This window comes from Frateuria sp., from assembly GCF_013362045.1.
Taxonomy (GTDB): Bacteria; Pseudomonadota; Gammaproteobacteria; order Xanthomonadales; family Rhodanobacteraceae; genus Frateuria_A.
Window position 1 is genome coordinate 24,886 of record NZ_JABFWW010000202.1, and the last position, 6,599, is coordinate 31,484.

General features: G+C 69.5%; 3 protein-coding genes and 1 tRNA gene. 2 read left to right on the top strand and 2 right to left on the bottom strand.

Annotation, left to right across the window (positions count from 1 at the left end):
• Position 1: 1 nt before the first annotated feature.
• Complete coding sequence (locus HOQ08_RS09475; protein WP_291193643.1) at positions 2-1,900, top strand: M61 family peptidase; 1,899 nt, start codon at positions 2-4, stop codon at positions 1,898-1,900.
• A 237-nt stretch (positions 1,901-2,137) separates the two neighbouring features.
• Positions 2,138-2,214: transfer RNA gene (locus HOQ08_RS09480), tRNA-Arg, on the top strand.
• Between the two features lie 267 nt (positions 2,215-2,481).
• On the opposite strand, the gene HOQ08_RS09485 is transcribed toward HOQ08_RS09480, so the two are convergent.
• Together HOQ08_RS09485 and HOQ08_RS09490 are read right to left on the bottom strand one after the other, a co-directional pair.
• Positions 2,482-3,762 (bottom strand): divalent metal cation transporter, encoded by a 1,281-nt coding sequence (locus HOQ08_RS09485; protein ID WP_291193646.1) that lies wholly within the window; start codon positions 3,760-3,762, stop codon positions 2,482-2,484.
• A 406-nt stretch (positions 3,763-4,168) separates the two neighbouring features.
• Complete coding sequence (locus tag HOQ08_RS09490) at positions 4,169-6,355, bottom strand: sensor histidine kinase (RefSeq protein ID WP_291193648.1); 2,187 nt, start codon at positions 6,353-6,355, stop codon at positions 4,169-4,171.
• Positions 6,356-6,599: the final 244 nt, after the last annotated feature.

Below are 6,599 nucleotides of genomic sequence, written 5' to 3' on the forward strand. Positions count from 1 at the left end.
CGTGAAAACCACGCCCCTCGTATCCGCCCTGCTTGCCGCCGGCTTCGCGCTGGTTGCCGTGCCCGCCCTCGCCGACGTGCCGCCGCCGCAGGACATCCCGTTCAACGGCACGATCAAGATCTCCGTCGACGCCACCGATCTTGCGCATCGCGTATTCCGCGTCAACGAAACCATTCCCGCGCAGCCGGGCCCGCTGACGCTGCTCTACCCGCAATGGATTCCCGGCAACCATTCGCCGACCGGGCCCATCGACAAGTTCGCGGGATTGGTGGTCAAGGCCAACGGCAAGGTGCTGCCGTGGACGCGCGACCCGCTCAACGTCTACGCCTTCCATGTCGAGGTGCCGCAGGGCGCGGGCGAAGTGCAGGCCTACTTCGAGTACCTCTCGCCGCAGGACAAGAGCCAGGGCCGCATCGTGATGACGCCCGAGATGCTCAACCTGCAGTGGAACACCGTCACGCTGTATCCGGCCGGCTACAACATCCGCAACATCCAGGCGCAGGCCAGCGTGACCTATCCGGCCGGCTGGCAGGCCGGCACCGCGCTGGAGGTCGCCTCCACCAGCGGCAGCACCGTCACCTACAAGCCGCTGACCTACAACGCCCTGGTCGACTCGCCGATCTACGCCGGCAAGTACTTCAAGCGCGTGGACCTGGACCCGGGCGCGAAGACCCCGGTGCACATGGACATCGTCGCCGACGACCCGAAATACCTGGAGATCAAGCCCGAGCAGCTGAAGGCGCACCGCAACCTGGTGCAGCAGATGTACAAGCTCTACGGCGCGCACCACTACGACCACTACGACTTCCTCACCTCGCTCAGCGACAAGATGAGCGGCAACGGCCTGGAGCACCACCGTTCCAGCGAGGACGGCACCAGCGCCGACTATTTCACCGAGTGGGACAAGAACGTCTACGCACGCGACCTCTTCTCGCACGAGTTCAACCACTCGTGGGACGGCAAGTACCGCCGCGGCGCCGACCTGACCACGCCCAACTTCAACGTGCCGATGAGCAACACCCTGTTGTGGGTGTACGAGGGCCAGACCCAGTTCTGGGGCCAGATCATGGCCGCGCGCTCGGGCCTGTGGAACACCGAGCAGACGCTGGACATGCTGGCCTTCGTCGCCGCCACCTACGACAAGGGCCGCCCGGGCCTGGCCAGCTGGCGCAACGTGCAGGACACCACCAACGACCCGCCGATCGCCCTGCGCCGCCCGCTGCCGTACCGCAACTACCAGGCCAGCGAGGACTACTACTCGGCCGGTGAGATGATCTGGCTGGACGTCGACGGCAAGCTGCGCGAGCTGACTGGCAACAAGAAGAACATCGACGCCTTCGCGCGCGCCTTCTTCGGCATGAACAACGGCGACTGGAAGGTCAACACCTATACCTTCGAGGACGTGGTCAAGACGCTCAACGACATCGCGCCGTTCGACTGGGCGAGCTACCTGCGCACGCGCCTCGACGGCCACGGCCCGCTGATCGGCGGCATCGAGTCGCACGGCTGGAAGCTGGTCTACACCGACAAACCCTCCGCCGCGGTCAAGGCGATCGAATCGCGCCGCCACTTCACCGACCTGACCTACTCGATCGGGCTCTCGCTGGGCAAGGACGGCAACATCGCCGATGTGCTGTGGGACGGCCCCGCGTTCAAGGCCGGCCTGTCCCCCGGCATGAACATCGTCGCGGTCAACGGCAAGGAGTACTCCGGCGACGCCATCAAGGACGCCATCACCGCCGCGGCCAAGGACAAGAACCAGAGCGTCGAGCTGCTGGTGAAGAACTTCGACGAGTACAAGACCATCCGCGTGGACTACCACGAGGGCCTCAAGTACCCGCATCTGGTCCGCGACAAGAGCAAGCCCGACACGCTCGCCGAGCTGATCAAGCCGCTCTGACGCCGGGACCATCCCAAGACCCTCCCAGGAAGGGAGGGTTTTCCAGTGCAAGGCGCGGCGCCGGGAAATCGAAGTACCGGCGTCCGCGCTCCCGCCCCCTCCCGCCAAGGGAGGGCGGAGAGGAGATGGCTTCCTCCACGGCGCCCTCAAGCCGCGGCGCATTCCGCGCCCACGCAACTCCGCTATACTGCGCCTCCGCCACGGATCCACCCGATCCCCGCGGCCCCGCAACACCACGCGCCCGTAGCTCAGCCGGATAGAGTAGTGGCTTCCGAAGCCATTGGTCGGGGGTTCGAATCCCTCCGGGCGCGCCAATGCCATGGATCGAAGCGCCTGCCATCGACCAGGACGCTTGGTCTCAAGGGGACTGGAAGCCAGTCCCGAACCATCGAAGCCCGCCGGGATCCGGCGGGTTTTTTTTCGAGTTTCTGCAAGCGCCACGGCGCATGGCCATCTGGCGCAGGCATCGGTCGGCAAAGGTCCGGACGTCGCGGAAAACACTGCGACAGCCGCGGATGCGCGAGTGCCCGGAGGCCGCCGGCCATGCGCATCGACGAAGCCTCCGCCGGCGCGCGAGCGCTTCAGCCGAAGAACATCGCCACGACCACGGCGGCCATGGCGACGGTCGCTAGCCAGCCGAAGGCGCGCAGCCATCCCTTGACGACCAGCCTGCCCATCACGCGGTGCCGTGTGGCCAGGTACATGACGGCTGCCATCAGTGGCATCGACACCACGCCGTTGAGCACGGCGGCCCAGAACAGCATGCGCATCGGTTTCACCGACGAAAGGCTCAACAGCGCGCCGGCGGCGGTCGCCAGGACGATGATCAGGTAGAACAGCTTCGCTTCGCCGAAGCGCCGATCCAGGCCGTAGCTCCAGCGGCAGACCTCGGCGAGCGCGTAGGCTCCCGACCCGGCCAGCACGGGGATGGCAAGCAGGCCGGTGCCGACGATCCCGGTGGCGAACACCGCGCCGGCGAACGGCCCCGCCAGCGGACGCAGCGCCTGCGCGGCGTCGGCGGCGCTGTGGATGCCGGTGACGCCGTGGCCGTGCAGCACCACCGCGGCGACCAGCACGACGAAGAAGCCGACCACGTTGGAGAAGGCCATGCCGACGACGGTGTCCAGGTCGATGCGGTGGAAGCTGCGCGGCGCATCCTGCGGTTGCAGCAGCAGCGGCTCCTCGTGCGCCTGCTCCTCTTCCTCGACCTCCTGCGCGGCCTGCCAGAAGAACATGTACGGGCTGATCGTGGTGCCGAACATGGCCACGACCATGACCAGGTAGGAGCGGTCCGGCCGCAGCGTCGGCACGACCAGGTGACGCAATGCCGCGAGCCACGGCACGTGGACCACCGCGGCGGTCAGCACATAGGCGAACAGGCTGATGGTCATCAGCTTGAGCACGCGCGAATACCTGGCAAACGGCACCGCCACCTCCAGCACCACCGAGAGCACGGCCAGGGCGAGCGCGTACAGGGCGCCGCTGCCGCCGATCAGCATGCTGGTCGCCTCGCCCATCGCGCCGATGTCGGCGGCCAGGTTGAACACGTTGGCCGCAAGCAGCAGCACGACCACGGCGGCGGTCAGCGGGCGCGGGAAGAGCTGGCTCATGTTGGCGGCCAGGCCACGGCCGGTGACCCGTCCGACGTGGGCGCACACCGCCTGGATGCCGATCATCAGCGGCAGCGTGAACCACACCGTCCACAGCATGGCCAGGCCGAACTGCGCGCCGGCCTGCGAATAGGTGGCGATGCCGCTGGGGTCATCGTCGGCCGCGCCGGTGATCAGGCCCGCACCGAGGTTCGCGCGCGTCGGCTTGCGAGGGGGCGTACGCGTGGAGCGGGTCGGCCTTCGCTGGTTCATGGGGCGCTTCTGCAAGATCGCTGTGGCCAGCCTGCCCGCGTCGGTGGCCGATCGTGGATGCGGGTCGACTCGGCGGGCGGCAGGCGGGGCCTAGGCTGTTCCACTCGTGAATCGCGGTCAATGACCCGGCGGTTTGCAGCGCCAGGACGCCGGCGCGCGCCATCCGCGGAGGCGCACGGGCGAGTCGGACGACACCACCCGGAGGGCAGCCTGCCCGCGTGCGGCTGGAAGGCGACGAGCACAACCGCCTGCGCGTGGCGCACATCGCTGCGCGCCGCCCGGTCATGCAGGGAGGGCGCAACAAGCAGCGGTCCGGGCTTCGCAAACCGGGCGCCGCGCGGTTGCAGCTACGCAGGTTCTTACCTGGCCCTTCGAGAAAAGACCGTGTGGCCGCTGGGCTGGCCGTTCAGGCGGGACGAGCGCCGGCAGCGGCCGCATCGGCCTGCGGGGCCGGTTCGGCTTCCGCCAGCCGCTCGCGCAGCATGGCTGCGGTGGCCTGCAGCTCCGCCTGCAGCGAGGTCAATGCCGGTTCGATGCCGCGTTCGGCGCGGATCGCATCGCGCAACTGCGCGCAGAGCGCGACGCCGTCGCTGCGCCCCATCACCAGGAAGGCGTTCTGCAGGCGGTGCAGGTGCGCGGCGGTGGCGGTGCGGTCGTGGGTGCGCAGGGCGGCGAGGAGTTCGTCATGGTCCTGCTGCAGTTCGCTCTGCCAGCTCTGCAGATAGGTGCGGCGCTGCTCGGGAGCGGCGATGCGGCAGATCAGCGAGAGCGAGCTTTCCGCCGGCCTGGGCGGTTCCCGCGGCGGGGCGGGCAGGTCGGCTATCGCGTGGGCGGGTGCGGCGCTGGCGGCGACCTGGCGCAGCAGCGCGAGCAGGCGTTCGATCGAAACCGGCTTGGTGAGGTAGGCCGCGGCGCCATGGGCGAGCGCCTGCTCGATCGCCTCGGGGTCGGAGTCCGCGCTCAGCATGACGACGGGCATGTCCTTGCGCGGGCGCCGCCGGGCCAACACGTCCAGGCCGGAGAGGTCGGGCATGTGCATGTCCAGCAGCACCAGGTCGGGGCGGTGCGGCCCTTCCATCGCCTGCAGGCCTTCCTCGCCGTTGCCGGCGAACAGCACGCGATGGCCGGCGCGGCGCAGCAGGTGGCCGAGGGTGTCGCGGCTGGCGCGGTTGTCGTCGACCACCAGGCAGGTGATCGCCGGCACGCGCGCGCGATGGGCGTCCAGCGCGGTCACCGTGTCCAGCGGCTCGACCACCGCCTGCTCGGGGGCGGCGCGTTCCAGCGGCAGCGCGGCGGTGAAGATGCTGCCGCCGCCGGGGTTGTCGCCCACCGCGACGCGGCCGCCGAGCTGCTGGCAGATGCTGCGCACGATGTGCAATCCCAGGCCGGTGCCGTCGTGGCGGCGCACCAGGCCGTCGCTGGTCTGGTAGAACGGCTCGAAGATGCGCGTCTTCATCTCGTCCGGCACGCCGCTGCCGGTGTCGCTGACGGTGCACAGCAGGCGCGGCTGGATCAGGCCGTTGTCGGCCAGCCGCACCTCGATGCCGACGTCACCGCCCGCCGGAGTGAACTTCACGGCGTTCGTGCCCAGGTTGATCAGCACCTGCGCGATGCGGCCGGGGTCGCCCAGCAGGGCGTCGTCCAGCCCGCGGCCCTGCACCACGCGCAGGCGCACGCCGCGCTGGTGCGCCAGCGGGCCGACCACGTCGCGCACCTGGCCGAGCACGTTGGCGACCAGGAACGGTTCGCGGCTGAAGTGCAGCCGGCCGGCGTCGATCGCGGCCACGTCGAGCACGTCGTTGACCCGCTGCAGCAGCGCGCTCGCATTGGCGCGCAGCGCGTGCATCAGCTGGCGGTCGGAGGCATCCAGCGCCGCGGTATCGATCAGCGAGGCGGCGTGCACCACGGTGTTGAGCGGGGTGCGCAGCTCGTGGCTCATGGTGGCGATGAAGCGGCTCTGCGCGTCGCGCGAGTGCAGCGCCGACTGCGACACCGCCGAGATCGCGCCGAGCAGCCGGTAGACGGTCAGCGGCAGCCCGACCAGCAGCACCAGTGCGAACGGCACGAACGCCGGCCGGTCCACCCAGTAGTGCGGCGGCGCCGCCAGCCCCAGTACCAGCACCGAGCCGGTCATGAACCCGAAGAACATGCCTCGGCCGAAGCGCGTGCCGACCATGATGGTCGTCAGCGGCAACAGCGTGACGATCGAGATGCACAGGTTCCACGCCAGGCCGAGCAACGCGCCGATGCCAAGCACGTTCACCGCCGCGGCGATGCCGTCGACCAGCTCGGTGGTGCGCACTACGCGCAGGCGCACGGCAGCCATCCAGGCCAGGCTGGCGGCGAAGAACAGCTCCGCCCAGGGACGCAGCAGCGTGGCCTCGTGCTCGAGCACCCGCTTCGAGTGCGACGGGCCGGCCAGGTATTGCCAGTACAGGCACCAGAGGATCGCCAGTCCCAGCAGCAGGGCGCGGCGCACCGAGACGTGGTATTCGCCGTAGCTTGCGACCAGCCGCGCCAGCCGGCCGTCGCGCAGGCGACGGGCGATCACGCGCAGCGAACTCGGCGGCGCCTGCGCAGTCCCTGGATTCATCCGATTGTCCCCCTTGCCAGGCGCCGTCGGCATAGCGCAGGCGCCGCGGCATTGTAAGCACAGTCGCGCAGGTGGCGCGAAGCGCGGCCCCTGAGCGCGTGAATACCTTTCCTGCGAAAAGAAGGCCGCAGCAGTTCAGCGCGGATGCGCGGGCAGCCGCAGCGTCGCGGTGAAGCCACCGCCCGAGCGGTTGGCCAGCAGCAGTTCGCCGCCATGCAGGCGCGCGGCGCGGGCGGCGATGGAC

Bases quoted from the DNA above. Each gene is read 5' to 3' on its own strand.
- HOQ08_RS09485 (WP_291193646.1), bottom strand. From the start codon at position 3,762: ATGAACCAGCGAAGGCCGACCCGCTCCACGCGTACGCCCCCTCGCAAG.
- HOQ08_RS09490 (WP_291193648.1), bottom strand. From the start codon at position 6,355: ATGAATCCAGGGACTGCGCAGGCGCCGCCGAGTTCGCTGCGCGTGATC.